Annotated in this window: 20 protein-coding genes; 19 read left to right on the top strand and 1 reads right to left on the bottom strand. The window is 57.4% G+C overall.

Annotated elements, in window-relative coordinates; genetic code table 11:
* Positions 1 to 4: 4 nt before the first annotated feature.
* Positions 5 to 664, bottom strand: coding sequence for a DUF6896 domain-containing protein (locus EJ361_RS20160; protein ID WP_126247633.1), 660 nt, complete (start codon positions 662 to 664; stop codon positions 5 to 7).
* A 213-nt stretch (positions 665 to 877) separates the two neighbouring features.
* Between EJ361_RS20160 and EJ361_RS20155 the strand changes: the two genes are divergently transcribed.
* From EJ361_RS20155 to EJ361_RS20065, 19 genes are all read left to right on the top strand, one after another.
* Positions 878 to 1,468: a DUF4255 domain-containing protein gene (locus tag EJ361_RS20155; protein ID WP_126247631.1), complete on the top strand. Its 591-nt coding sequence runs from the start codon at positions 878 to 880 to the stop codon at positions 1,466 to 1,468.
* A gap of 51 nt (positions 1,469 to 1,519) precedes the next feature.
* Positions 1,520 to 2,272 carry a hypothetical protein gene (locus tag EJ361_RS20150; RefSeq protein ID WP_126247629.1) on the top strand — a complete coding sequence of 251 codons (753 nt, stop codon included), beginning with the start codon at positions 1,520 to 1,522 and terminating at the stop codon, positions 2,270 to 2,272.
* 15 nt (positions 2,273 to 2,287) lie between these two features.
* Entirely contained in the window at positions 2,288 to 3,736 is a 1,449-nt protein-coding gene (locus tag EJ361_RS20145) for a phage tail sheath family protein (protein WP_126247627.1), read from the top strand.
* 27 nt (positions 3,737 to 3,763) lie between these two features.
* A complete protein-coding gene (locus tag EJ361_RS25915) occupies positions 3,764 to 5,785 on the top strand; it encodes a phage tail sheath C-terminal domain-containing protein (protein WP_126247625.1) in 2,022 nt (673 codons plus the stop codon).
* 32 nt (positions 5,786 to 5,817) lie between these two features.
* A complete protein-coding gene (locus EJ361_RS20135) occupies positions 5,818 to 6,249 on the top strand; it encodes a phage tail protein (RefSeq protein WP_126247623.1) in 432 nt (143 codons plus the stop codon).
* Positions 6,250 to 6,252: 3 nt separating this feature from the next.
* The gene (locus tag EJ361_RS20130; RefSeq protein WP_126247622.1) at positions 6,253 to 6,765 is read left to right on the top strand and encodes a phage tail protein; all 513 of its coding nucleotides are present in this window, start codon (positions 6,253 to 6,255) and stop codon (positions 6,763 to 6,765) included.
* 12 nt (positions 6,766 to 6,777) lie between these two features.
* On the top strand, positions 6,778 to 6,966 hold the full coding sequence (locus EJ361_RS20125; RefSeq protein ID WP_126247620.1) for a DUF5908 family protein: 189 nt from the start codon (positions 6,778 to 6,780) through the stop codon (positions 6,964 to 6,966).
* A 1-nt stretch (position 6,967) separates the two neighbouring features.
* Positions 6,968 to 7,744: a CIS tube protein gene (locus EJ361_RS20120; RefSeq protein ID WP_126247618.1), complete on the top strand. Its 777-nt coding sequence runs from the start codon at positions 6,968 to 6,970 to the stop codon at positions 7,742 to 7,744.
* Positions 7,741 to 9,477: a type VI secretion system tip protein VgrG gene (vgrG, locus tag EJ361_RS20115; protein WP_126247616.1), complete on the top strand. Its 1,737-nt coding sequence runs from the start codon at positions 7,741 to 7,743 to the stop codon at positions 9,475 to 9,477. Before EJ361_RS20120 ends, vgrG begins: the two co-directional genes overlap by 4 nt.
* A gap of 6 nt (positions 9,478 to 9,483) precedes the next feature.
* Positions 9,484 to 9,774, top strand: coding sequence for a PAAR domain-containing protein (locus EJ361_RS20110; protein WP_126247614.1), 291 nt, complete (start codon positions 9,484 to 9,486; stop codon positions 9,772 to 9,774).
* Positions 9,775 to 9,792: 18 nt separating this feature from the next.
* On the top strand, positions 9,793 to 10,194 hold the full coding sequence (locus tag EJ361_RS20105) for a GPW/gp25 family protein (protein WP_126247612.1): 402 nt from the start codon (positions 9,793 to 9,795) through the stop codon (positions 10,192 to 10,194).
* 1 nt (position 10,195) lies between these two features.
* Positions 10,196 to 13,468: a baseplate J/gp47 family protein gene (locus EJ361_RS20100; RefSeq protein ID WP_126247610.1), complete on the top strand. Its 3,273-nt coding sequence runs from the start codon at positions 10,196 to 10,198 to the stop codon at positions 13,466 to 13,468.
* Positions 13,469 to 13,486: 18 nt separating this feature from the next.
* Positions 13,487 to 14,560 (top strand): tail fiber domain-containing protein, encoded by a 1,074-nt coding sequence (locus tag EJ361_RS20095; RefSeq protein WP_126247608.1) that lies wholly within the window; start codon positions 13,487 to 13,489, stop codon positions 14,558 to 14,560.
* 6 nt (positions 14,561 to 14,566) lie between these two features.
* Entirely contained in the window at positions 14,567 to 17,893 is a 3,327-nt protein-coding gene (locus EJ361_RS20090) for a hypothetical protein (RefSeq protein WP_126247606.1), read from the top strand.
* Positions 17,886 to 19,499, top strand: coding sequence for a contractile injection system tape measure protein (locus EJ361_RS20085; RefSeq protein ID WP_126247604.1), 1,614 nt, complete (start codon positions 17,886 to 17,888; stop codon positions 19,497 to 19,499). The genes EJ361_RS20090 and EJ361_RS20085 overlap by 8 nt, the downstream gene beginning before the upstream one ends.
* 23 nt (positions 19,500 to 19,522) lie before the next feature.
* Complete coding sequence (locus tag EJ361_RS20080; RefSeq protein WP_126247602.1) at positions 19,523 to 21,859, top strand: vWA domain-containing protein; 2,337 nt, start codon at positions 19,523 to 19,525, stop codon at positions 21,857 to 21,859.
* 106 nt (positions 21,860 to 21,965) lie between these two features.
* A complete protein-coding gene (locus EJ361_RS20075; RefSeq protein ID WP_126247600.1) occupies positions 21,966 to 23,417 on the top strand; it encodes an eCIS core domain-containing protein in 1,452 nt (483 codons plus the stop codon).
* Positions 23,410 to 24,774 (top strand): ATP-binding protein, encoded by a 1,365-nt coding sequence (locus EJ361_RS20070; RefSeq protein ID WP_126247598.1) that lies wholly within the window; start codon positions 23,410 to 23,412, stop codon positions 24,772 to 24,774. Before EJ361_RS20075 ends, EJ361_RS20070 begins: the two co-directional genes overlap by 8 nt.
* 18 nt (positions 24,775 to 24,792) lie before the next feature.
* The gene (locus tag EJ361_RS20065; RefSeq protein ID WP_126247596.1) at positions 24,793 to 25,467 is read left to right on the top strand and encodes a chitosanase; all 675 of its coding nucleotides are present in this window, start codon (positions 24,793 to 24,795) and stop codon (positions 25,465 to 25,467) included.
* Positions 25,468 to 25,469: the final 2 nt, after the last annotated feature.

The raw sequence follows: 25,469 nt of genomic DNA, 5'->3' as shown, positions 1-25,469 counted from the left end.
TACATCATAATGCAATCTTCCTTTTGCTGCCCAAAGGCATTTCTTTCTCCGTCAGCATACCTTCCAATACTAACAAATCCAGCGCTTTCGATACATTCGTCAGATTGTTTTCGAGATAGTTGTTGAGCGGCTTGAATATTGCTGTGGTCGACATAAATAAGTGGAAGAAATAAGCATTCAGATAACCGAATTCGGGGAATGTGATGATAATTACCGCCAGTTTTTGCCCGGTAATGATATTTTCGAATCTGCATTCCGCACCATGAAGACTGAAAATCCATTCGTCATTTAACTTTCGGGATTTTACACGAATCCCTTCGATAAATCTTAAATGATACAACCCGTCCAACGTTTGTAGATCCACATCGAAATTATCCCCAATCATGGACATCAGGTTATTAGCTGCCAACCGGAACGATTGGGCGCAGGCGAGAATTTCTGTTTTCCTGTTTAAAATTTTTTCTGACGATATGGAAGGGTAAATACTGATCGTTTGTGCGTATTCGTCTACATTAACCGCGTGATGGGGGAGCGAGTCAACCAGCTGCGCATAGTAATTTTGCGAAAGGGTGATGAAGCTGAATGAATAGGAAGATACAGATTTTAATACATCCTGTAGTGCTGCAACAGTTGGAAGTTCATTGTTTTTAAGGAAAGATTTCATCTCGTGAAAGATAAGAATTCCGCCAGATATCATCCACATCCCGCCGGTTATCGTCTTTTTTTTGCAGTGTGAATTTTATTGCATAATATTACATGGATAGAAAAACCTTGGAATAGTAGCACAGCCCCAAACGCAATGCAGCACTATCAGTGAAGAGAAGTTAAACCCCGGTTTCCAGTAATTGTAAAGCGCAAACCCCGAAATCCTTCATCGATGATCGATCAGGTTTTGAGCGCGATCGTAAGTAAGTTGAACACATATATCGGCACGTTAGACCCGGAAGTCATCCTCGGCAACATTTCGTTCGCGGACGCTTTCCAGGAAACGCCTTCGCAGAATCTGAGCGACAAGATCGTTGTATCCGTCGTGAATATTCAGCAGGAGGAAACATTGCGCAACCTGCCTTTCCGGCGCACCGTGTATAACAACGGTATCCCGGAAGTCGTGGAACGCCAACCCGAAATCCATCTCAATGTGTTCATCCTGGTCAGCGCAAACAAGAACACCTACAGCACGGCCCTGCAGCGCATTTCGCAGGTGATCGCGTTTTTTCAGCGGCAGTTCGTATTCACGCCGGCAGACACGCCCGTGCTGGGAACGTTGCAACTGAACCGCGTCATCTTCGATTTATATTCCACCCGGTTCGAGGAATTGAACCAGTTGTGGAGCGTGATGGGAGGGAAGTATATCCCGTCTGTCATATATAAGATGCGCATGGCCGTAATCCAGGACGCACCGCAATCCGGCTCCGGCATCATTTCGGAGATCAACCTGCAAACGCAGGTGCTGGGCGCCCAGCAATAAAAAAGCGCACCGCGAAAAACCCGTTACTGATAAACCCCATTGATACAAGCCATGGAAAAACTGGTTTGGCGTTATACTCCGGAATTCAGGATACGCATACGTATCAACAACGCAGACCCCGGCGAGGGCGTCCGCCTGGAAATGGCGCCGCTCAGTGCCGCTACTGCGGCCAGTTTCGGACTACTCATCCGTTCCTCCCCAGGAGGGCTGACCGCCTTCTGCAAACAACATTTCAATGGCGTGACTTGGGTTCCCGCCACCGCGCTCACGCAGCCGGTGCAGTTCACCTTTTGGCTGATCATCGATAAATCCCGCGCCGCATTGCCCGATTTTTTCGAACAGGGTTCCCAGCAACTGGGGCGCCGCATTTTCTACGCCTGCAATCTTACACCTACCGGTGCCATCGATGCGAACCTCGCGGGAAACGTGGTTGCCCTCACCGCCGCCGCCAATGCCGGCAACACCGAAAACGGCGCCCTCAGCGGATATCTCCTGTCGCACAAAGTAACCCCCGGCGCCTTCAACCAGATCCGCGCCGGAAAAATCACCGCCGGAGCCCCCATTTCCTTCTCCCTCAACGAAACCGTGACTCCCCTGCAAGACCGTACAGGCCTGGATTTGCGCCCACACCCACGCGGTGCGTATGTGGTAAGGCTCGAAGGCGGAGCGCCCCTGCAGGAAAAAGTAGTGTTCGACCAATCTGCCGCCACGGCCGACGTCTGCGGTGTGATCGACATATTCAAACAAGCCTGGCACCTGGCTCCTCAGCCACGGGAATACAGCATAAATTTTCAAAGAACCTGATTAAAATGACCGATCATGTTAAACTTAGCAAACCTTAAAACACCCGGCGTTTACATAGACGAGGTACCCAAGTTCCCGCCGTCTGTAGCCCAGGTGGAAACGGCCATCCCGGCCTTCATCGGCTACACCCGGCTCACCACCCTCAATGGCAACACGCTGGTCAACAAGCCGGTACGTATTACTTCCCTCGTTGAATACGAAGCCATCTTCGGCGCCAGGCTCGAAACATTCACCGCTGCCGTTAACACCGTCAACGGCACGCACGTAGTAGCCACGCCTCCCGCCGCTCCGGCGGCGCTTTTCAGAATGTACTATGCCATGCAGATGTACTTCTCCAATGGCGGTGGCCCCTGTTACATCGTGTCTATCGGGCCGGACACGGCCACCCCTCCGGCCGCTACCATCGGTAACTACACCGCCGGCCTCGCCGCTATCGCCAAGGAAGATGAGCCCACGCTGCTGGTGTTCCCCGACGGGCAAATCCTCCCCCAGGGCGACTTCTACAATCTCAATAGTCTCGCCCTCGCTCAGTGCGCGGATTTGAAAGACCGGTTCGTGATCATGGACGTGTTCAACGGTCATCTCGATTACACCAATCCCGCCAATACCAACGTGATCGACGATAACGCCAATGGTTTCCGGATGCTCATCGGCAACAACAACCTCCTCTATGGCGCGGCTTACTATCCGCACCTGGAAACTTCGCTCACATTGAATTACAACGAAGAAGCCGTGACCATCACCGGTTCGCTGAACGGCAATCCCGTGCCGGGCGCCATGGTGCTTCGGATCTTCAATCCCACCCCGGCCACCGAACAGAATTCATTGTACCACGTCGCCAATAAACTGTATCACCAGATCAAAAATACGATCGCGGATATGCCGGTCGTGATGCCGCCGAGCAGCACCATCGCCGGTGTGTATTGTACGGTTGACGCTACACGTGGCGTGTGGAAAGCCCCCGCCAACACGAGCCTCCGCTTCGTCCGCAAACCCATGGTGACGCTCAGCGACGATGCGCAGGAAAACCTGAACGTGCATACTACCGGCAAAAGCGTGAACGCTATCCGGTCTTTTAGCGGAAAAGGCATCCTCGTTTGGGGAGCACGCACGCTGGCGGGCAACGATAACGAATGGCGCTATGTGAGCGTCCGCCGGTTCTTCAATATGGTGGAAGAATCGACCAAAAAAGCTTCGGAACCCTTCGTTTTCGAGCCGAACGATGCCAACACCTGGGTGAAGGTGCGCGCCATGATCGAGAACTTTCTCATCCTCCAATGGCGCGCCGGCGCGCTGGCAGGTGCCAAACCGGAACACGCTTTTTATGTGAAAGTGGGACTGGGACAGACGATGACCGCGCAAGACATCCTCGAAGGCCGCATGATCGTTGAGATCGGCATGGCCGTGGTGCGACCGGCGGAATTCATCGTACTGCGGTACAGTCACAAAATGCAGGAATCCTGATACTTTCATCTGTTAATCTGAACGGATATGGATTATAAAACCCCAGGCGTATTCGTCGAAGAGCTTTCGCTGATACCGCCCTCCGTAGCGGCGGTGGCCACAGCCATCCCCGCATTCATCGGTCACACCGCCCTAACGGCGGATGCCGCGGGTAAAACCCTCATCAACCGGCCCATCCGCCTCACGTCGATGCTGGATTTTACTTCGCTTTTCGGCGGCGCTTACACGCCCGCCACTTACACCGTAAAGCTGGACGCACAGAATAATATCGCGACGGTGACGCCGGTAAACGGCCGGAAATTTTTCCTGTTCGACGCGATGCAGCATTTCTTCGATAACGGCGGCGGCCCCTGCTACGTGGTTTCCGTCGGGAATTTCTCGACAGATGTGACGCTCGGCAACGCCACTACCGGCCTGCTCGGCGGATTGGCCGCCGTTGCGCGGGAAGACGAGCCCACGCTCATTTGCGCGCCAGACACCGGTGCGCTGAAAGAAGGGGACGGTACGCCCGATTTCACGGCCGCCGGCAACTTCCACCAGGCCGCCATCCAGCAATGCGCGAAATTGCAGGACCGCTTCGCGATCCTCGACATCCCCGGCGGACAACTCCCCCTGAATCACGCCGAAAACCCGGTAGGGAATTTCCGGGACCGCGCCGGCAACCAGGAACTGAAATATGCCGCGGCGTATTATCCCTGGCTGCAATCGTCGTATCCGAAATCACTGCTTTTCACCCAGCTGGCATTCATCGACAATGCGAACGTGGCCATTCCTCCTGCTACGATCAACAATATCATTCCCGCGCAGAGCGCGATGGTGCAAACGCTGCGCGACAGGCTGGTGGAAGAAGGGAGAGTATTTTCCAAAATAACTGCGCCGGCACTTCGTCGTTCGAACTATAATCCGTTAAGCGCATTGTTCGAAAAGTTGAGGATGAATGTCATGTCGGCAGTAACGCATGCCAATGCACGCAATATGTACATGCCCGTGATGCGGTTTGTTAGGGAATTGGCGCTAACTCCGCGGAAATTAGAGCTCGAGGCTGGTAATACGCCAGAAATGATAGCAGTCATCAATAAACTGAAAGGGAATCTCGATCTGCGTCAACAAATCATTAACCTGGTCGCATTTGAAAAGAACCCTGCTGTTCTGGCGGCGCATCCACCTCCGGCACGCACCGAAGCGATGGTCCAGTCAGATTATGCTGATATTAGCACGACCGACTGGATATCCGGGGCCGATGTCAATGCCATCCCGGCGGAAATCAATCCTTACACGGGTGCCACACCGCTCGCAACCGTTCAGAACGTAGCCAACTCCGTTACCCTGCACAAGGCATTCGAAAAAGTAGCCGACGCCTACATGGCCGTGTTGCAGGATGCGATCAACCGTACAGACAATGCCGAAACCCTCCTGTTCACCCAACATCCGTTTTTTAAAGCGGTGAACGACCGGGTGAAACTGGAGATGAGCTACCTGCCGCCTTCGGGCGCCGTGGCCGGCGTGTACGCCACTACAGACCGTACCCGCGGTGTGTGGAAAGCCCCTGCCAATATGAGCCTCCGCAGCGTGGTGGCACCTGCCGTCAAACTGAACGACCTGGAGCAAAGCGGCCTGAACGTGAACGAAAACGGGAAAAGCGTAAATGCCATCAGGGCGTTCACCGGCAAGGGGATCCTCGTCTGGGGCGCACGGACCATGGCCGGCAACGATAACGAATGGCGATATGTGAACGTTCGCCGGTTCTTCAATTATGTGGAAGAATCGACGAAAAAAGCATCGGAACCTTTCGTGTTCGAAAACAACGACGCCAACACCTGGGTGCGCATCCGCGCCATGATCGAAAACTTCCTGACGCTGCAATGGCGCCAGGGCGCATTGGCCGGCGCTACCACCAAACAGGCGTTTTACGTCAAAGTAGGCCTCGGTGAAACGATGACCGCGCAAGACATCCTCGAAGGCAGGCTGATCGTAGAGATCGGCATGGCCGCCGTTCGTCCTGCGGAATTCATCGTGCTCCGGTTCAGCCACAAAATGCAGGAATCCTGATTCAATCATCCATTCAATAAAAAAAATGAGTTATGGCGAATTATCCGCTTCCCAAATTCCACTTCCAGGTTGAATGGGGTGGGGCAAACATCGGGTTCACAGAAGTATCCGGCCTCGACGTCCAGATAGACCCGATCGAGTACCGCGACGGTGCCAGCCCGGAATATGTCAAAACAAAAATGCCGGGCATGGTCAAATACAGCAACATCACCATGAAACGCGGCACTTTTAAAGGTGATAACCAGTTCTACGACTGGTGGAACACCGTGGCGCTCAACACCATCGAACGGCGCAACGTCACCATCAGCCTGCTGAACGAAAACCACGAGCCCGTGGTGGTATGGAAAGTCAAAAATGCATGGCCGATCAAGGTACAAAGCTCAGACCTCAAATCTGACGGCAACGAAGTAGCCATCGAATCCATCGAACTGGCACATGAAGGCCTGGTGATCCAAAACGAATAGCATATGTCTGCCTTTGACACCCCACAGGTCGGTTTTCATTTCCTCGTCCTTTTCGAGATCATTCCGCAATTCCCGCAAGACGTGCGCTTCCAGGAAGTGTCTGGTCTTTCGGTGGACCTGGAGATGGAAACCGTAGCCGAAGGCGGCGAGCACCGCTTCGTGCACAACCTCCCCGTTCGCTCCAAATTTGGCGACGTAACGCTGAAACGCGGAAAAATGCTCGGCTCCGGCGTGCTCCACTGGGCACGGCAGGGCCTGGAAGAATTCCGGTTCAAACCCAGCAACGTCCTCATTTCCCTGATGAACGCCGACCATGTGCCGCTGTACAACTGGTACCTCATCAACGCCATCCCCAAAAAACTCGAAGTCAGCTCCTTCAACGCGGGCAACAACGAGATCGTCGTGGAAACGTTGACGCTGTCCTACCAGTATTTCAAGTACTACGACCCCATCAGCGTCGGGCTGGACCTGGCCGCAGGGCTCACCGCCTCGCTCGACGTCAGTATCGGCATCTAAAAACCACCGCGTATGCCCATCGAAATCCGGGAACTCGTGATCCGCGCCAGGGTCGAAGAACCCCAGCCGGCACCATCCGGCCCCGCAGGAACATCCTCCGGCGGAGGCGCCGCATCCTCTTCCCAACCCGATATCCAGCAGATCGTGGCGGCATGCACCGACGCTGTCATGCGATTATTGAAGAAACAAAAAGAACGCTAACATGCTCGAATCCGTATTTGGCGGCGGAAAGCTGGAGAAAATGATCATCCGCGCTTTCAAGCCCACAACGAAAGCCAAGGACACACCCGTTCTCAGCGATGCCGACGGCGACAAGTACATGGTGCAGGTAAACCCGGACAATTACGCGATCAATTACCGCGTCAATTACAACCGCCGCCCCGCACCCGGCAACTCCGGATCGGTTGCCCGGTACACACATACCTCGCCGCCCGGACTGGAATTCACGTTCCTGTTCGACGGTACGGGCGTGGTGCCGAAACCGGCCGGCCCGCTGGACAATGTGCCCATCGCAGGTGCCATTGCCGACCTGATCTCCGGCGGCGATGAATACGATGTCATGACCGAACTGCAGAAGTTCGCGAAAGTGGTGTATCACTTCGAAGGAAAGGAGCACCGGCCGCGACGCGTACAGCTCAACTGGGGAAAACTCGTGTTCACGGGCGTTTTGAGCACGCTGTCCATCACCTACAAACTCTTCAAGCCCGACGGTACGCCGTTGCGCGCCGAAGCCCGCGCAGGTTTTGAAGGATCGATCGAAGATATGTTGCGGGAGAAGAAAGAAGTGAAAAGCTCGCCAGACCTCACGCACGTTCGCCAGGTGATCGCCGGCGACAATATCCAGCTGCTGTGTCAGGACATTTACGGAACGCCGGATACTTACATCGAAGTGGCGCGGGCGAATAAAATGTACAATTTTCGCAGGTTGAAGGAAGGTTCCGAAATATTTTTCCCGCCTGTTAAAAAAGATGGAAAATGAGTGACGAGACCTTACTGCCGATAGAACAGGAAACGAGCCTGGTAACGTTTACCGTAACGGTGAACGGCGAACTGGTGACAGGGGATATTCCCATCCTTTCCATCACGGTTTGGAACGAGGCGAACCGCATCGCCGGCGCAACCCTGGTTGTGTCTGACGGCGACGCGGCCCTGGCAGACTGGCCCGTCAGTGCCGGAGAACTTTTCCTTCCCGGCAACGAAATAGAAATTACGGCCGGCTACCACGGCCTCGAAGAAATCATTTTCACCGGCCTCGTGGCCTCGCATTCCCTGCGCCTGCGCCAGCACTCGTCTGAACTGCAGGTGGAATGCCGCCACAAAAGCTCGCTGCTCGCCATCGGCCGGAAATCGGCGCTGTTCAAGGATCAGAAAGACAGCGAGATCGCCGCCACCATCCTCGATGCGGAAGAACTGACCGGACAGATCGAAGACACGCCTGTCACGCACGCCGAAATGGTGCAATACAACGCCACCGACTGGGATTTTCTCATCACCCGGCTCGATGCGCTGGGGTTCGTTGCGGTGGCCAATCTCGACAAGATCGATATTATCAAACCCGCCGTGGCGGCAGAAGGCGTTGCCACCTTGCGTTTCGGCACCAACCTCCTGGAATTCGACGGTGAAATTGACGGTTATCTGCAATTTGGCAGCGTGAAGGCCCAAAGCTGGGACCCCGCGCAGCAAGCCTTGCTGGAAGCCGAATCGACCGAACCGGAATGGACTACGCCCGGCGACCTGGCCGCGGCCGACATGGGCTTGCCGCTCGTGACGCTGCGCCAGCCTGCAGGACTGAAAGAAGAAGAAGTACAGCAATGGGCCGATGCCGCCGCGCTCCGCAGCCGGATGGCCTTCCTCTGCGGAAGGGCCCAGGTGCAGGGGTTTCCTTCCGCCATGCCCGGTATCACCGTTGCCCTCGAAGGAATGGGCCCGCGGATGAACGGAATGGCCTGGGTGAGCGGTGTCCGCCACGAAATCGCCGCGGGTAACTGGACCGTAGAGCTGCAACTGGGCATGCAGCCCGAAAAGCACGCAGAGAAATTCCCCGTTCAGGCCAAGCCCGCGGGCGCCCTGCTGCCGGGGATCAACGGTCTTCACACCGCCATCGTCAAAGCCCTGGAAGGCGACCCCGACGGCGAAGGCCGCATCCTGCTGCAAATACCTTCCGTAGACACGGGCGACGACGGCGTCTGGGCCCGCGTTTGCACACTCGATGCCGGCAGCGGGCGCGGCAGCTGCTTCCTTCCCGAACTGGAAGACGAAGTGCTGGTGGGCTTCCTGGACGACGACCCCCGATACCCCGTAGTGCTCGGCGGCCTGCACAGCAGCGCCAAAGCAGCGCCGCTGGAACCCAAAGACGACAATCATGAAAAAGGATGGTTTACCCGCAGCGGAATGCGCATCCTTTTCAACGACGATAAAAAGACCCTCGTCATCGATACGCCCGGCGGGCACCTGGTGTCGCTCGACGAAGACGCAGGCGAGGTCACGATAAAAGACAAAAACGATAACAAAATCGTACTGTCCCAGGACGGGATCACGATCGAAAGCGCGAAAGACCTGGTGATGAAGGCTTCCGGCAGTATCAAGCTGGAAAGCTCCACCGGTTTTGAAGCCAAGGCCGGTACGCAGTTCAAGGCGGAAGGCTCGGCGGGGATGGAGATCAGCTCCAGCGCCAATACCGTGATCAAGGGAACGATGGTACAAATAAACTGACCGATTATGTCAATGGCCGCAAGAGTGGGCGATATGCACATTTGCCCCATGGTAACAGGAACGGTGCCACATGTGGGCGGCCCCGCGCTGCCCCCCGGCGGCGCTACCGTAATGATCGGCGGGATGCCGGCCCTGCGCGTGGGCGATATGTGCACGTGTACCGGTCCGCCGGATTCCGTGGTGAAAGGCTCCGCTACCGTGATGATCGGCGGGATGCCTGCGGCGCGGATGGGAGACAGCACGGCGCACGGCGGTTCCATCGCCATCGGATGCCCTACCGTCATGATCGGCGGTTAACGTTTAAAAAGATTTGTTATGCCCCAGGAAAACGCATTTCTCGGAAGAGGCTGGAGCTTCCCGCCCAGTTTCTCCAAACAGGACAAGTCGGTAAAAATGCTCGATGCCGAAGCCGACATCGAAAGCTGCATCTCAATCGTTCTTTCCACCGAATTGGGAGAACGGGTGATGCAACCTTCGTTTGGCTGGAAAAGGGACCGCTGGATCTTCGAATCCCTCGGCACCACCACGGCTACGGCCATCCAGTCGGAAATCGAAACCGCATTGATCGTATACGAACCGCGCATCCAGCTCAATAAAGTAGTGTTGCAGCAAGATCCCGCCGAAGCCGGGAAAGTGATCATTATCGTGGATTACACGATCAGAAGCACCAATGCGCGCCACAACCTTGTTTACCCGTTCTATCTAACCGAAAAATAACATGAGCGCATCCGCACATATCTTGCAATACCTGCTGTCGGCCGATGGCCTGAACCAGCCCGGCCGCTCGCAGCCCGCGCTGGACCCCGCCGCGCTTCCGGTAGACGGCCGCACCCTGGGCGACCTCGCCGCTTTCATCCACAAACTGGCGGCACAAGTACGGTATTACGATGATCAGCGGTTTCCGCAGGGCGACTGGCAGGCGTTTTTCGATCAGATCAGCGGTGCGAGCGAATCCGAACTGCAGGCGATGCTCACAGGCCCGGGGAACCTTTCACCCCACCTGGCCTTGCTCATGGCTTATTTCAAAGCGTTCTCCATCGTTCGTGCCGATATCAACCAGCTCACCAAAAAACGACTCGATTATTATTACGAAGAAGTGCTGCGCCTGCGCCGTACTTCCGCCCGGCCCGATAAAGTGCACGTATTGTTCGAACCATCGAAATTTGCGAAGCCCCTCCTCCTGAAAGCCGGCACGGAACTCGACGGCGGCAAGGCACAGAACGGAAAACCCCTTCATTACGCGCTCGACAGCGACCTGGTGGTCACACAGGCGAAAATCAGCGGGCTCCGCAACAGCTACCGCGATTTCAATACCAACGGCAAGAGTATTTTATTCCGTTCGATGGACGCATCCACGGTGCGCATCGGCACCCGCACCGCCTGGCGGCCGCTCGGCACCCGGCAGTTGCCCATCCCGGAAGATAGCGGCCGCATGGAAACCGCTACCATCGGATGGGCCGCGGCATCGCCGAACCTCTTGCTTGCCGAAGGGCTGCGGACGGTGAAGATGACCGTTCGGATGAAAGCACCCGTCATCACCACGGCCGTTATCATCACCCCGCACCTGAAAGTGGCGCTGAGCACGGAAAAGGGTTGGATGGAGACAGATTTCGCCTACAACGCCATACTCAAACCGAAAGGCGTACAGCAGCTGAACGCAGACAATGAAGCTACGCTGGAAGTAACGGTGACCATTCCTGTGGAACTGCCCGCCATCACCGCGTACAAGGAAGCGGTGCACAAAGGCGCCTTCCGCACGCAATGGCCCGTCATGAAAGTAAGCCTCGAGCCCCAGAGCTTCCTCATCGAGCAACTGGGCGCCTATACTTTGATAGACGTGACGCTGGACGTGGGCGCGCAGGGAATGAAGAAACTGGTGCTGCAAAACGACCAGGCGCTGCAGGCCGCCGATAAACCCGTATCGCCGTTTACCAGCCAGCCGCGCATCGGTTCCTCCTTTTACGTTGGCAGCCAGGAAGCGTTCAGCAAAACACTGACATCGATGAAGCTGACGCTGGAATGGCAGGACCCGCCGGCCGATTTCAGCGAATATTACGAAGGTTATGGAAACGATAATGTGCAGAACGGCGTGTTCCGTGCCGATGTTCACCTGCTGAACAACCGCAACTGGGACATCCGGCTGCTGAACAAGGCGCTGCTGTTCGTAGGCAACAACCCCCTCGCGCCCGCGCCCATCACCGTCATCGAAAGCACTTTCACGGCGCAGACCGCCGCCCAGCCCTATCGCCGCAATCCCTCGCTGGCGCTGGGAGACGGCTTCACACACGATGTGAACCAGGGCTTCGTCCGCCTTTCCCTCGTAACCCCCACCGCCGCCGAACTGGACAACATGCCGGCGGAAGAACCTTTCGAAGCGTTCGGGCATAAAACTTACCCTGTCGTATATACGAAAACGGTCATCGCGATCAGCAAAATGACCAGCGGCACGCCTCCTCCGTTGCCCAAAACGCCCTACAACCCCGTGCTCAAAAGCGTGGCGATGGATTATACGGCGAAAGATACTTTCCTGCCCGACCAGCCCAATGGCATCGACCAGTTTTTTCTGCAAGACCTGTTCGGCCCGGCGGAACCCGTTCCCCATCAATCTTCTGGCATATTGCCCGAGCATCCCGGCGGCGGCGCGCTGTACCTGGGGCTCGAAGGCGCCGAAGCGCCGCAGACCGTTTCGCTGCTCCTCCAGATCGAAGAAGGCAGCCTCGAAAGCGATACCCTGCTGCGCAGCGCCGATTTGCACTGGAGCTACCTTTCCGGCAGCGAGTGGCGGGCGATCACCGGCACCGACATTCTCGAAGAAAGCACCAACGGCCTGCAGCGCCCCGGCATCATCCGCCTCAACATCGGCGCGGACGCCAGCCTGGAACACAGCAGGATGCCTTCGGGCATGCGCTGGCTGCGGCTGCATGTAGACGATAATCCCGGCGGGGCCGCGTCTGTGAAAGAAATTTTCACGCAGGCCGCCACCGCCACCCTGCTGCTCCCGGAAACGGGCAGCGGTGGATTCGAAAATCACCTGGCGGCACCCCTGGCAGCGGGCTCCATCACTAAACTGGTACGGAAAATACCGTCGCTGAAGAAAGTGACGCAACCTTTCGCTTCGTTCGACGGGCAAAGCCAGGAATCGGATACTTCGTTCTACCGCCGGGTGAGCGAACGGTTGCGGCATAAGAACAGGGCCGTATCTACCGAAGATTTCGAACGCATGCTGCTGGAATATTTCCCCGGCATCTACAAAGTGAAATGCATCCCGCACAACACGCGCGACGGCTGGATGGAACCTGGGCAGGTGCGGATGGTGGTGGTGCCGGACTGGCGGAAACGCCCTACCGGCGACCCCTTGCAGCCCAAAGCGAATTTGCACCAGCTGCGTGAAATGGGGGATTTCCTCACGGGAGCGTTTACTTCACCGTTCGTCAACCTGCAAATCGACAACCCGACATACGAAACCCTGCTGATCGATTGCCAGGTCAGCTTCAACCCCGGATTCGATCCCGGATATTATGGCCAGGTGCTGGAAGAAGACCTGAAACGCTTCCTCAGCCCATGGGCGTACGACGAAGGGCAAGACATCGTTTTCGGCGGGAAACTGCACGCTTCTGAAATCCAGTCGTTCATCGAAGGGCGTGAATACGTGAACTACATCGTCAACTTCGCCCTTTACCACCGTCATGATACGGAACCGGGCGGAGGGATCGGAGATATGAAGATCGGGACGGATTTCATCGTGGGGATCACGCCGGAACCGGTGATCGCGTCTTCGGAAGACAATACCATCGCAGGAAAGGCCATCGGGGTCGACTTCGTGATCGGGGAACCGGTAGACGTTGCTTCGGCCACCCGGCCAGACGCCATCCTGGTTTCCAACGGCAGTCACCGTATCATGGCGCTGCCCGACGGAGCCATTACCTGCAGCGGATTGCAGGATGGCATCGGGCAAATGGTCATCGGGCTCGATTTCATCATTTTTTCTTAATCCTCAAAAACTTGCATCATGGCAGAACGTAGCAAAGCCCATTTGAAACAGGAGTTCCGGGACGGCGAGCGCCCGACCGGTAAAGACTTCGAAGACCTGATCGATTCCTTCGTCTGCAAAACGGACGACGCGGTGACGGTAGATGCGCTCACCCACAATCTCAACATTCCCGGCGGCATCAACCTCGCAGACACGGCACAGGGCAAAGCCGGTACGCTGCGTTTCAACAGCGGCCAGGTGCAGGTGCACAACGGCGCCACCTGGGGCGCCATCAGCGGCGGGAACGAGGTTTTCCAACAGATCAACAACACCCCGAACGTCGGCTACAGCGCCGGTAACGTGGGCATCAACGTCGGTAACGTTGCGCCTACCGCGCGCCTGGAAGTGCGGTTCAATACTGTAGCCCCCACGGCCATCGATATGGCCAAGTTCGGCAACGCGGCGGCAGCCAATGGCGCTTCCGGCTTTACGGATTTCGCGGTATTCGGCCATGCCACGCACGTTGCACAAACCAATAACTACGCGCTGCGCCAGGGCCCGAACGGCGATGTGGCTATCAACGCGCCTTCCACCCAGAACATTTCCTTCACACACAGCCGCCTTTCCAACCGGATGACGCTCCATACCAGCGGCGCGGTACTCGTGAATACCAACGCGTTGCTGCCCGGCGCGGTGATGAACGATGTGAACGGCAACAACCACATGCTGCAGGTTTCCGGACATGCCGCCAAAACCCGCGGTGGCGGCACCTGGGCCGATCTGTCGGATTTTCGCGCCAAACAGGATATCCGCAACCTCGAAGACGGCCTGGAGAAACTGATGAAAGTACGCACCGTCCGCTACCGCTACAACGGCAAATACAATACTTCTTCCGACCATGAAGAATTCGGCATCATCGGGCAGGAAATCCGCGAAATCTTCCCCTACATGGTTTCTACCGGCAAAGCGATAGACGAAGCCACGGGCAAGGAAGACGATGTAGTGATGTTCAACGCCAGTCCGCTGACGTTCGTCATGGTAAACGCCATCCAGGAACTGACCAACCGCGTGCAGGAACTGGAAAAAAGATTAAGCGCGCTCGAAGGAAAATAATACATCATGGAACCGATCACGCAAATACCGGCCGGCGCACCTCCCATGAAAGGGCAGGACTTCAACCTGTTGCGGGGAGAAGGACTGAAAGTGCTGCAAGCCGCGGCCGGCGCCAGCTGGACGAACCACAACCTCAGCGATCCCGGCATCACGCTGCTGGAAGCCTGCTGCTATGCCCTCACCGAAGTGGGGCTCAAAGCCGGCATTCCCATGCGCGACCTGCTCGTAAGCGATGCCGGCGGGAAGGAACAGGAAAGTCCCACCCCGGGCGTGGTATTGCCCATGGCGCCGCTCACCATCAACGATTTCCGGAAAACCCTCATCGATCATCCGCTGGTGCGGAATGCGTGGGTTTTTCCGGTAGACGCTACGCTGGGGGGATTGTTGAAAGTGCTCCTCGAATTCGAAGACAAGCAGCTCAACACCAATACCTTCAACGTGCAGCTGAACGTAGACGTGAGCACCCCGCCCGATCCGCCGCAGATCGTCAATGTTTCGATAGACGTGGCGCTGCCGTTTTGGGACGAAGCGGCCGTTCGGCCGTTCAGCACCGACATCCAGCTGCAAACCGTCACGTTCCAGGATTTGGGCGGCGGGGCGAACTGGGCGCTGATCGAGAATTCCACTTCCTACCTCGCACGCATAAACGTCAATTACCAGCCGCCCGCCGCTTCGGTGACGGAGCTGGTAATAGTGGTGCAGATCAATACGCCACTGGAGGACCCGCTGCAACAGGTGCCGAAGGTGCTGCAGGCGCTGCAAACGCATATTTCCACCCTGGGAGACAATTCCCCGGCCGACCAATCGCTCCTCAAACAGTACAACCGCTGGGTGATCGCCGCATCTACGGCTGTCCGCACGGTGGAAGTCTACATGCGCGGATACCGGAACCTTTGCGAGCGCTTCGCCACTTTCAAGCCCGTTCGGCTGCAGGAAGTGGCCATAGCGGCGGGGATCGAGATCAATGCGGGCGTAGCGCCGGAAGAACTGATCGCATCGATCCTGTTCAACATCGACCAGCATATTACGCCGGTGGCCGTGATCAGGGGGATTTCGGAGATGGGGGCCGATGTTCCGGTAGACGAGCTGTTTGAAGGGCCGCCGCTGCACGGGGGATTTCTTCCCGATGAAACCCTCGTAGCCACGAACCTCCCGGAACGCCTGTTCAGCTCCGACATCCTGCGCATCATCCTCCGCCACCGCAACGCCGGCAACGAAGACGTGAACGTCCGCGAGAACGTGAACGAACGGAGGATCGTGTCGGTGCTCAGCCTTGGCATGTCTTTGTACATTGATAACCGCATCGTCACCGAAACCGCCCGCGATACCCTGTGCCTCGCCAACAGCCAGCAACACATCCCGCATCTGAGCTATTCCAAATCACGCATTACCTTATTCCGGAACGGGATTCCCGTTCCGTACGATTGGGAACAGGTGCTGGCCCGCGTGGAACAACTGAAAGACGATTGGCTGAACGGCAGTCTGGGTACGGGCGACGACCTGGCGCTGCCTGCCGGTGAAAATTTTTCCGTGAAGGATTATTATCCTATCCAGGAAGATTTGCCGCTGGTGTATGGCGTGGGCTCCGCTGGCCTACCCGATTCCGCGACTACGCTGCGAAAGGCGCAGGCGTTGCAGTTGCAGGGCTACATGCTGTTTTTCGAACAGTTGACGGCGGGATTGACCAGTCAGCTCGCCAACCTCAATTCTTTCTTCTCCGCCAGTCCCGACATCGACCGTACCATTTTCAACCAGCCGCTGCCGCAACTGCCCCAGTCGCAGCTGATCCTGGGAGACGGTTATCAGAACGCATTGCAAACGGCGGCGGAAACGCCCGTCCAGTTCCAGCAAAGGAGGAACCGGGTGTTGAATCACCTGCTGGCCGCATTCGGGGAGAATATGAACGATACGTCCAGTTTCGCGTTCCATGACGCGTTGCAGCCAGACGAGGCTACGCCGTTATTGCTGGGAGATTTGCTGGCACATCAGCAGTCGCAGATGGAAAAAGCGTCGTTGCAGCTCATCCGGGAGAAATCCGCATTTTATTACGCATTGCCGGTGTTGAGCCGGCACAGGGCGCAATCTTTCGGGAACCCGGTCTGGATGCAGGATTCGCTGGTAGATATTACGTTGTCGGCCGGGCAATACAACTGGACGGTCCTCAACGCCGCGGGGCAACCATTGCTGCGCGGATATACCGCCGAAGAGGAGCCTACTTCCGCCCACGCCCGAGAAACGGCGATGAAAGCCTTCATGCAGGCGGCCGCTGCGATGAGCCTGGCGCGCTACAGCGAAGGGCTGGCTCCGCAGCCCGGCGCCGCGCCGTTCCACCTGCAATTGCGTGAACATCCCGATGCGCCGCCGTACGGTCGTTCCGTGGCGCAGTACCCCGACGTTCCTACGGCCAATGCAGACATCGCAGCCATTACCGCGGCAGTCCGCGGCCACTGGCAACGGTTCGCGCTTTCGCCGCTGGAAAGGAAACTGAGCCATTTGCTGGAAATCGTGGTGCAGGAGAAAAGGCCGCTGCTGGCGCCTTTTATGGATTACTTCGAAGTGTTCGACGAGCCGCCGCCCATTCAAAAGAAATTCCGGCTGTTTTCGGCAGCTGTTCATGCAGGAACGGTTTTGCTCGTTAGTGAAGGTGTATATACCGGAGCAAACGATCCCGCAGCGGTGGCTGCGGCGGAAAGCGGCATCCGGCTGGCTTTGAAAAAGGGATTGAAGCTGGAAAACTACCGCATCGTTCCGGCGGGGAATGCCTTCAATGTACAATTGATGCAATCGGCCGACACGGTGCTGGCGGTTTCTGCGGCTGCCTTGCCGACGATGGACGCCGCAAAGGCGCGCGTGCGCGAAATTTGGACGATGCTGAACCGCCTGTTCAGCGGTGAAGGGCTTTACCTGACGGAGCACCTGCTGCTCGCGCCAGGCGATACGCCTGCGCCGGAACTGGTGATCCCCGATGTGAAAGACCCTTATTCTTTCCAGGTGAGCGTGGTATTCCCGTCTGGTTACGCTAACGATTTCAGCGGCGGTCCTTTACAGGAGATCATGCCGGCGAAATACCGGGACCCCGAATTCCGCCGGTTCGCGGAAAAGCAGGTGCGGACGGCTTGCCCGGCGCATATACTGCCGCGCATTTATTGGGTAGACCGTGAGCTGCCGGGCGCTCCGGTTGGCGCCCCGGGTTTCACGCGCTTCGAAACGGCCTGGCTGGCCTGGCAGAACGCGTGGCTGACCGATGAAACGGACGTTGTACAGTTGCAGGCGCCGCGTAATGCGCTGGTGGCTGTTTTGAATGATATAACCGCTGCTGCTGAAAATGAATGACCTCCGTCATATGATCCATCGCCAGCTATTTGAGCTGACGGCCCGGACGGGGCAACCGGCCTGGGAATGGGACCGCACTACCGCGGATTTCCACCGGGATCTGCTGTTGCCTGTGCTGGAAGCGTGTTTCCGGGAGGCGGACAGAAGCGGGGAACACCTGGTGATCGACCGGCTGGAAATCGATTTGGGTGTTTTCGGTGGAAAGGAAGCTTTCAGAAAAGAAGCCGGAAACCGACTGCGGGAGCGGCTGGTACAAGGTTTGCGGGTGAAACGGGAAGAAGCCTCCGCGCAGGGGAACGTCGCTTTCACCGGAAAATCTTCCTCCCGGCCATCCGAAAAAAGAAATTCCTTCTCTACGGTTAACCCTTCATCAAACGGAGAGAAAAACACAGCAAACGATCCCCGCCGCGAATTCCCCCCCGCGCTGCTGGACGGGAAAGACGCCCCGCTCGCCGCATTCCTCTTTTTCCTGGCACAAGGCCGGTTGCCATGGTGGTTTGCAGAAGACGCGAAAGATGCTTTCGGCAAATCGTTCCAGCAACATCTAACGGGATCGGATATACGTGAAATCCGGCACGCGATAGAAGATGGAAAAGCGGTGGGAAATGCAACTTCCATCCCCGGTAATATTTTCATTTCCGCGGAGTGCATCCGCTGCGTACAATCTTTGGAAGACACGGTATTGTTGAAGGTAGCGGAGGCAAAAGGCTGGAATATCACCGAATTGCTGGCTGAATGGGAATGGCTGGGCACCGCCGCGCAGGGGTACCCCGGATTCTTCCCCGCGTTCCGCCAACGCTACTGGACACTCGTGTTGCAGTTGCCCCCCACACCCGGAGTCGGCCAAAACCAATGGGAATGGATCTTCCCGCAACATCAAACCCCGAAAAGCCTGCGCAGCTTTCTGTTAGACAACGAGCGGGAGGTGAAACGCCCGTCACTGCAAGCCTTCCTTACATCAGAATGGCTGAAGGACGAAATCAGAATTACCCCCGATGCCCGCGTATCCGCCCCCGGAAAAAGCCCGGATCAACCGGATATTGACCCCCAACCCCGAAAGACACCCTCCTCAAAAAAAATTACCGAACCGGATATCATACCCGAAGCGGAAGGTCTATACGTGGAGGCCGCCGGCCTGGTGCTGTTGCATCCTTTCCTGTCGGAACTCTTTGCCGCCACCGGTTGCCGCGAAGGCAAGGATTGGGCGCCCGGCGGCCGGCAAACCGCCGTTCGCCTGCTCGGTTACCTGTCAGACAACGATGCGGACCTTCCCGAATACCGGCTGGTTTTCCATAAAGTACTGGCGGGCATGGCGCCGGAGGAACCCCTCGAAGCCATCGCCCCCGCCACCACCGCCATGCTGGACGCCTGCAACGAACTGCTCGACGCCGTGCTCAGCCATTGGAGCGCCCTGAAAAACACGGGCCGCGACGGCTTGCGCGAAGGGTTCCTGCAACGCCCGGGCATGCTGCGGACCGCTTCTGACGGCCTGCAGCTGGAAATGGAGAAACGTGCGCAGGATGTGCTGATCAACCGGTTGCCGTGGAGTTGCTCGATGGTACGGCTGTCATGGATGGAGCAGTTGCTGGCCGTAAACTGGATATGAAAATTTTTTAAAACACACATATCATGAAGACTCCCAATTACATTGTTTGGAAGCGTGGCAGGAACCTTCTCGGTTTATTGCTGATGCTCATTTTCCCCAGCCTGGTTTTCAGCCAGTACACCGTCAACATCGGTTCGTCGCAGACGATCAATTTGCCGGCGGTGAAAGTCGGCGACCCCATTCCGCCCATGTCTATCACCATCGGTGTGGGCGGTGCGTTGGGCCAGGTGCAATGGACGATCCAGGACCCGACGCCTCCGGGCCTTTCCGGTCCTGATCCCGGGGAATTCGGTTTCAAGAAAGACGGCTGGAAAGGCAAGTTTCCGGCGGAAGAAGGGGCCACTACCCCTGCAACCGGCGTTATGTCGGTGGAAGGAACGCCGCTGGTGGCGGGTGCCTGGGAAATCAATATCCGCGTGCGTGATGTCGACAATCCTTCTCCGGATATCGCCGTCAATTCCGCGCAGATCAAGGTGATTTTCGAAGCCGTGTATCCGCTCGATCTCGTGCTCGTGCTCGACCGTTCGGGCAGTATGACTTCGAAAACGAGCGGCGAGCCCACTTCGCCATCGCGCTGGCAGGCGTTGAAAGATGCCGTGTCCAATTTCTCCAATATGTACAAGGAACACGCCATTCCCGGGAGCCGCCTGGGGATCGTGTATTTCCATACCGATGTATCTCCGGTTTCGCCCTGCTGCGGCGTCCTGAAAGACGTTGACGCTGGCCTCCCGGCGATCGTGACAGGTGAGCTGGCCACCGTAAACCCTGCCGATATGACCGCGATAGGCCTGGGCATGAAGGAAGCCGTGGGGAAACTCAATACGCCCCAACGCGCCCGCGGCATTTTATTGTTCACGGACGGGGAACAGAACATCCATCCCTATGTGTTGACCGAAGGAAACGGTATTGAAGGCCAGCCGCCGTTCCCCGGTGGCGCGGGCGGCATCAAGATCGCCACGATCGGCATCGGCAGCCCCGCCGGAGAATACCATACCGTACTCATGAACCTCGCCAACAACAACCGCGGGAAATACAATACCACCCTGAACGGGATCGACTATACGGCGCAGCCCGGCGGAGACGACGATGGCTCGCTCAGCATGGGTAGCGGCTTCACGCAGCAGTTCATCAATATGCTGTCCGAATTCAGTCCCCAGCTGGTAACCTCTTCCGTGAAATTCGTATCCAGCGCCGGGCGTACCGAACTGGCGAAATTCTCGCTGAACAAAGATGTACCCAAACTGGTACTGGAATTCACCGGTAACATGCACTTCTCTTCCACCCAGCTGCCTTACCTCCGTCAGCTGATCGAAGTAAAGAAAAATGGTTTGAACATTGCACAGAAAGCCCGTCTGAGCTATGTGGGCAATTCCACCCGCAACTTCCTCCTCGTGTTCGATTTCGGCGCGAATGAAGATACGCTGACATCGGGCGGAGATTGGGAAGTGGCTTATTTTGAACCGGTGATCGGCGTGGCGGCCACACATGTGGCGGCCAACGTTCCGAAATCCCTCCGCCTGGGCCTCAACGTAGTGGCAGACGACCATTATGTAGACATTACCAGTGCCTTCGCTCCCAAAACTCCCCGCGTGAAGAACCAGCTGAAGCTGACCGTAAACCTCACGCGCCTGCAGATCCCGCTGACCGGCGCTATCGTTAAAGCAGCGGTGATCGGGCCTGGAGACGATGTGGGCGACGTGCTGGCCCGCAATGCGCTTATCATCAAGCCCAACGCGGCGGATTCCACTTCGCCCGGCGTGCAGAAATGGGAAGAGCTGATGAAGGATTCCGCCTTCCGCGCCCAGTTCAAAGGCAATAGCAACATCGTAACCCTCAGCCATGTGGCCGACGGAAAATACGAAGGCACTTTCGACAGCCTGAAAGTTGCCGGCGTGTATCAGATCGTGTATTTCGTAACGGCGGAAACACCCGCCATGGGCAAACTGGAGCGCACGTTCACCGAAGCGGTGTATGTTGCCTTCGGAGATGTGGACATGGCAGCGTCCAACGTAGCGACGCAAATCGTGAACGGTACGCTGGTGATGACTTTCCGGCCGATCACCAGCTACGGAAGGTATCTGGGCCCCGCCATGGGGAACGCCTTCTCCGTAACCAATCCCAACATCACGATTCAAAGCGTGGTAGACCACCAGGACGGTAGTTATACGATCACCTTCGGTGGAAAGATCGAAGAGGAAACGAAACTCGTTGTGGCGGGCCACGAAATCTATACCGGCAAGCTCGAAAACGCGGGCAGGGAGCCGGGATCGGTGATGGGGCTGCCGCAGTGGCTGATCTGGCTGCTGCTGTTGCTGGTCATCATCATCCTGTTCCTGCTGCTGCGCAGAAAGAAAAAATAGGAGGGAAGGCTGGCAGGCATGCCGGCGCCCTTTTATCACAGGAGGACTCATGAAGCCGCGCGCCCATGTGGCGTGCGGCTTTTGATGAAACTTAAAATGCATCCGGATGAAAAAGGAAAAAAGCGCGACCCCGGTGGCCGCTCATGCTGCCGCCCCGCGCGGGATGCCGTTCTTCCAGGCCAAACTCGCCGTGAACGAGCCGGGAGACGCACATGAGAAAGAGGCAGATGCGATGGCCGACCACGTGATGCGGATGCCTGCGCCCCAGGGTCATTTCGGCGGAGCGGGCGTTACCGTGCAGCGGAAATGCGCCGCCTGCGAACAGGAAGACGAAAAGTTGCATCGCATGCCCCTGGCAGACCGGATCACACCGGTAACGGCGCCCGCAGCACAACGCAAATGCGCAGCCTGCGAAGGGGAAGAAGAGGCCCAGCGTTCCGGGGACACACCGGCGCCGGCCGTGGGCGCGGGAACGGAAAGCGCCATCAACGGCATGCGAGGCGGTGGGCAGCCCATGCCCGCCGAAACGCGCGGGTTCATGGAGGACCGCTTCGGCAGCGATTTCGGGAATGTGCGCGTGCATACCGGCGGAGACGCCGGCCAGCTCAGCAGGAACCTCAGCGCCAGGGCCTTCACCACCGGCAACGATATTTTCTTCAATGACGGGGAGTACGCGCCCCACAGCCATGCCGGCCGCCAGTTGCTGGCGCACGAGCTCACGCACGTGGTGCAGCAGCGGGGGACGCTGGCACGTAAAAAGATCCAACGTTACCAATGGCCGTTCCGCCTGCGGCAATCGCGCGAGGTGTCTGAAGCGCGCACGGAAACCATTTCCGGTGCGCCCGCCGCTTACGCCGCCTGGAACGGTACTTTCAGCTGGACATCGAAATTCAACATTGTGCTGGACGCGCTGCGCGGACGGGCCAATCTCATCATGCGCCTCCATTCCACGGCCACGCCTGCTGTACAAAGAGCCTGGGCCGCGGCGATCGAGAGCAGATGGAGCAACCATATGTACCTTCGGATACAGCCCGTGCACTCCAGGCTCGGCCCATGCAAAATGCCCATCCATGTGGATATTCAGTGGCAGCGGAGAGCGGCCGACGCACATTATTCCATCAACCCGCAAGGCGCCGGCGGCACCACCGGCGGGCGCGCGGGCGTGGGCGGAACGTCGAGCATGACGGATTGGGGAACGGCAGACAGGACAGACATCACCCACGAATTCGGTCACATGATCGGCAATGCCGAAGAATATTTTACCACCAATGGAACGAACTACGCCACCGGCGGCCGCAGAGGCTTCCGCGACGTAGGGGGCGGCATCATGAACAATCCCGCGGAAGCGGCCCGCCTGCGGCATTTCAATTTATTCCGCGAGCAGGTGGCCATCATGCTGCGCATACCCCAATCCAACGTAACCGTTATTTATGACGATCCGGGCATCGAACTTTGCAGGGTAGAACTGGGCGATTTCCCCACGCCGCGGCGAGAACCGGGCGATTTCCCGGAACGGCCCGCAAACCCATCAGAAGACGGAGGAACCGCATATGCTTAAAACATCCAACATAAAACCCCCACGCGCTTCCGGCAACGGCCTGCAGGAACCCTTTCTCGTTCATACCCTTGAATTCCTCAAAGCCTTTACCACTGCGCGGCTGGAAGCCCACTTCCGCCAAACTCCCTTTGCCCGACCCGATGCGCCCGTGCCCGCAGAAAGCGACGACAGCTCATTTGCCCGGTACGTCCGCCATGCGGAACTCGCTTCAGAAGAACTGCTGCTGCTCGCCTGCGCCCTGGCGCCCGGCGTTGTAGCGGGTTTCTTCGATAACCTCGTGCAATCGTACCTCCCGCAGGGTGGCGAATTCCCGGAATTCGGCGGCATGAAAGGGAATCATCACCGCGGCACTTTGCCGACCGGCGAAACGGCCATGTTCCTCCTCGCCGGCAACGATGCCGGGCTACGGCTCAGGCTGCTGCCGCTTTTCGGAGATGGTAGCTATCTGTTCAGGAGCAGGATACTGTCGCTCGAGCCCGTCCGCGCCGGGGAACCCGCGCTCAGCGGCCGCCTCATGGCCGATCCGGAATATGCGGAAGTGTTCATGACCGGCCACATCGCCCGCCCGAAACTCAGCATGCAATTCCCCGCAGAGTACATCCAAACGCTGCTGGAGTGGGACGATCTCGTGCTGCCCGACGGCGTGCGCTCCCAGATCCGCGAACTGGAAAGCTGGATCACGCACCAGGGCGCGCTGATGGAGGACTGGAACATGGGCAGGAAGCTGAAACCCGGATACAGGGCCTTGTTCTACGGTCCGCCGGGAACGGGCAAAACCCTCACCGCAACGCTCCTCGGCAAGTACACGGGGCGCGATGTGTACAGGGTAGACCTGTCGTCCGTAGTATCCAAATACATCGGTGAAACGGAAAAAAACCTTTCCGCGTTGTTCGACAAGGCGGAAGATAAATCGTGGATCCTGTTTTTCGACGAGGCCGACGCGCTGTTCGGCAAGCGGACCGGCGTCAGGGATGCGCACGACAAGTACGCCAACCAGGAAGTGTCTTATTTGTTGCAGCGGATCGAAAGCCACGCCGGCCTCACGATCCTGGCGTCCAACTTCAAGAACAATATGGACGATGCGTTCATCCGCCGGTTCAACTCCATCATTTATTTCCCGCCGCCGCGGGCGGAAGACCGGTTGCTGTTGTGGAAGAAAGCGTTCCCGGTGGCGGCGAAGCTGCAGAAGGACGTGGACCTCAAGGCGATCGCAGAGCAGTTCGAGCTAACGGGGTCGCATATACTGAACGTGGTGCAATATGTGTGTTTGCAGGCGCTGGACCGGGGGAGCCCCCAGATAGGGCATGCAGACGTGTTGCGCGGCGTGAAGCGCGAACTGGAAAAAGAAGGAAAATAACCCATCAATAATTTCATCATGATTACTCCAGCCATCAAACAGAAGATCATTGCCATCGTGAACGTGTTCGAAACGGGATCGGCCGAAGGCGAATACGACGCGATCGCTATTTTCCCCGACGGGCGGCACGGCTCGCGCCAGATCACTTATGGCCGCAGCCAGACCACCGAGCAGGGGAATCTCCGCAATCTCATCGGGCGTTATGTAGACCTGAACGGCCTGTTCGCAGACGCTTTCCGGGCATACCTGCCGAAGATCGGTACTACGCCGCTGGTAGACGACAAGGAATTCAAGCGCCTCCTGAAAGTGAGCGCCCAGCAAGACCCGCTGATGCGCCAGGCCCAGGATGAAACCTTTGATATCCTGTATTTCTCCCCGGCCATGCACTTTTTCCTGGCCGAGCAGTTTGCGTTGCCCTTGAGCCTGCTGGTGATTTACGACAGCTTCATCCATTCCGGCACCGTTCCGGGATTCCTGCGCGCGCGGTTCGCGGAGCGGACGCCCCTGCGTGGCGGCGATGAAAAAGCGTGGACCTCCGCCTATACCCAAACGCGGCAGCACTGGCTGGCCACGCATTCGAAAAAGGTATTGCGGCCCACGGTATACCGCACCAAAACGTTCCTGAACGAAATGAACAAAGGTAACTGGATGCTCGATCAGCCGGTTAAAACACAAGGCGTAACGATCCCGTAATC

Source organism: Chitinophaga rhizosphaerae (assembly GCF_003958645.1).
Taxonomy (GTDB): Bacteria; Bacteroidota; Bacteroidia; order Chitinophagales; family Chitinophagaceae; genus Chitinophaga; species Chitinophaga rhizosphaerae.
The sequence above is the reverse complement of the archived record's forward strand: the minus strand, read 5'-3'. Positions and strand labels throughout refer to the sequence as shown.

Excerpts from the sequence above, each read along its gene's own strand:
- vgrG (WP_126247616.1), top strand. The coding sequence starts at position 7,741 with ATGAGTGACGAGACCTTACTGCCGATAGAACAGGAAACGAGCCTGGTA.
- EJ361_RS20090 (WP_126247606.1), top strand. The coding sequence starts at position 14,567 with ATGGAACCGATCACGCAAATACCGGCCGGCGCACCTCCCATGAAAGGG.
- EJ361_RS20075 (WP_126247600.1), top strand. The coding sequence starts at position 21,966 with ATGAAAAAGGAAAAAAGCGCGACCCCGGTGGCCGCTCATGCTGCCGCC.
- EJ361_RS20135 (WP_126247623.1), top strand. The coding sequence starts at position 5,818 with ATGGCGAATTATCCGCTTCCCAAATTCCACTTCCAGGTTGAATGGGGT.
- EJ361_RS20130 (WP_126247622.1), top strand. The coding sequence starts at position 6,253 with ATGTCTGCCTTTGACACCCCACAGGTCGGTTTTCATTTCCTCGTCCTT.
- EJ361_RS20085 (WP_126247604.1), top strand. The coding sequence starts at position 17,886 with ATGAATGACCTCCGTCATATGATCCATCGCCAGCTATTTGAGCTGACG.
- EJ361_RS20160 (WP_126247633.1), bottom strand. The coding sequence starts at position 664 with ATGAAATCTTTCCTTAAAAACAATGAACTTCCAACTGTTGCAGCACTA.
- EJ361_RS20150 (WP_126247629.1), top strand. The coding sequence starts at position 1,520 with ATGGAAAAACTGGTTTGGCGTTATACTCCGGAATTCAGGATACGCATA.
- EJ361_RS20100 (WP_126247610.1), top strand. The coding sequence starts at position 10,196 with ATGAGCGCATCCGCACATATCTTGCAATACCTGCTGTCGGCCGATGGC.
- EJ361_RS20155 (WP_126247631.1), top strand. The coding sequence starts at position 878 with ATGATCGATCAGGTTTTGAGCGCGATCGTAAGTAAGTTGAACACATAT.
- EJ361_RS20080 (WP_126247602.1), top strand. The coding sequence starts at position 19,523 with ATGAAGACTCCCAATTACATTGTTTGGAAGCGTGGCAGGAACCTTCTC.
- EJ361_RS25915 (WP_126247625.1), top strand. The coding sequence starts at position 3,764 with ATGGATTATAAAACCCCAGGCGTATTCGTCGAAGAGCTTTCGCTGATA.
- EJ361_RS20110 (WP_126247614.1), top strand. The coding sequence starts at position 9,484 with ATGTCAATGGCCGCAAGAGTGGGCGATATGCACATTTGCCCCATGGTA.
- EJ361_RS20145 (WP_126247627.1), top strand. The coding sequence starts at position 2,288 with ATGTTAAACTTAGCAAACCTTAAAACACCCGGCGTTTACATAGACGAG.
- EJ361_RS20095 (WP_126247608.1), top strand. The coding sequence starts at position 13,487 with ATGGCAGAACGTAGCAAAGCCCATTTGAAACAGGAGTTCCGGGACGGC.
- EJ361_RS20065 (WP_126247596.1), top strand. The coding sequence starts at position 24,793 with ATGATTACTCCAGCCATCAAACAGAAGATCATTGCCATCGTGAACGTG.
- EJ361_RS20070 (WP_126247598.1), top strand. The coding sequence starts at position 23,410 with ATGCTTAAAACATCCAACATAAAACCCCCACGCGCTTCCGGCAACGGC.
- EJ361_RS20105 (WP_126247612.1), top strand. The coding sequence starts at position 9,793 with ATGCCCCAGGAAAACGCATTTCTCGGAAGAGGCTGGAGCTTCCCGCCC.
- EJ361_RS20125 (WP_126247620.1), top strand. The coding sequence starts at position 6,778 with ATGCCCATCGAAATCCGGGAACTCGTGATCCGCGCCAGGGTCGAAGAA.
- EJ361_RS20120 (WP_126247618.1), top strand. The coding sequence starts at position 6,968 with ATGCTCGAATCCGTATTTGGCGGCGGAAAGCTGGAGAAAATGATCATC.